This is a genomic window from Streptomyces sp. NPDC021562, from assembly GCF_040640875.1.
In the GTDB taxonomy this organism is placed as follows: domain Bacteria; phylum Actinomycetota; class Actinomycetes; order Streptomycetales; family Streptomycetaceae; genus Streptomyces.
In genome coordinates this window covers 1-1,477 of sequence record NZ_JBFACN010000088.1, presented here as the reverse complement: position 1 = coordinate 1,477, position 1,477 = coordinate 1, and the positions used below count along the sequence as shown (strand labels likewise).

Below are 1,477 nucleotides of genomic sequence, written 5' to 3'. Positions count from 1 at the left end.
GGGTTCAGCCAGGGGACAGCCTATTATCTATCTCCAGAAGATTTGGAATATCGTATCAACAGTTAGCTAGTGTTAACCGTATATCACCAAACAGCCCATTAGCGGCAGGAACCCGCTTATATATACCACAGCAACCGAAAAGAGCAGGAGAATTCAATGCTTATGTTGAGCCGCGAGGTACTACAGTAGCTCCTGCGCTTGAGGCTTCTGCAAGAGAAGCAGCTCCATACTTAACCTATCTTGCCCCATTCAGCTTCCAAGCACTTAGAAATGGACAACTGAAAGAGCCTCTGCTTGGCAATTTCCCTACTATTGCAGCAAATAATAATAATGTATTGATGATGGTAATCACAAATCAAGAGAATGATCAGTTCAGTGATGAGCTAGGAAGAATCCTATTAAATGATCAAGCAATCCAAAATACCTTTTTAAATAATATCGTATCGACTGCAAAGAAATACGGATTTAGAGACATCCACTTTGATTTTGAATATTTAAGACCAGCAGACAGGGAAGCTTATAACGCATTTTTACGTAAAGCAAAAGCACGCTTCTCTCAAGAGGGCTGGCTCCTTTCCACAGCCTTGGCCCCGAAGACAAGCGCAGGCCAAAAGGGAAAATGGTATGAAGCCCATGACTATCGCGCACACGGAGAAATTGTAGACTTTGTCGTAATCATGACATATGAGTGGGGCTATAGCGGTGGACCAGCGATGGCAGTTTCACCTATCGGTCCAGTGCGTAAAGTTCTTGAGTATGCAATTACAGAAATGCCAGCAAACAAAATAATGATGGGACAAAATCTTTATGGATATGACTGGACACTTCCCTTCGTTCAAGGATCTGTCGCAAGGGCAGTAAGCCCCCAGAGTGCAATCCAACTTGCAGCAGATAATAACGTGGCCATACTTTATGACACGAATGCCCAAGCGCCACATTTCAACTATACAGATGCCCAAGGACGCCAGCATGAAGTTTGGTTTGAGGATGCTAGATCCATTCAGGCAAAGTTTGACCTTGTCAAAGAGCTTAATATTAGGGGTGTAAGCTACTGGAAGCTAGGCTTGGCCTTCCCACAAAACTGGCTTTTAATATCAGCTAATTTCAATGTCACAAAAAGATAAAACTATTGCTGATGCCAAATAGCTGTCAACTAGTTGCCTTTTAAAAAAGGGCAGCTTTTTTTATAATTAAGTTCCACAAAGGAGCATTACCTTTTTACATTTCTCAGGAAATATCATGCAGCTTTAATTAACCATAGTTTATGTCCACAACTGCTTCTCATATGTTAAAATGACTTCATATGTCTTTTTTATTTTTTTAATATATAAATTGGGGGGACAAGCATTGAACAATATCCCTTTTATTACAGTAGAAGGTCCTATTGGTGTTGGAAAAACTTCGTTAGCGAAGCTGATTTCTGACCATTTTCAGTATCACCTATTAAAGGAAATCGTTGAGGAAAACCCTTTTTTAG

2 protein-coding genes are annotated in these 1,477 nt (G+C 40.7%); both read left to right on the top strand.

Going from position 1 to position 1,477, the window contains the following annotated elements; genetic code table 11:
* Nucleotides 1-1,124: glycosyl hydrolase family 18 protein (locus AB0G52_RS41090; protein ID WP_361344395.1), on the top strand; the 1,124-nt coding region annotated here is incomplete at its 5' end.
* Between the two features lie 169 nt (nt 1,125-1,293).
* Nucleotides 1,294-1,477, top strand: a 184-nt coding sequence (locus AB0G52_RS41085; protein ID WP_361344392.1) for a deoxynucleoside kinase, incomplete at its 3' end; no start/stop codon positions are given.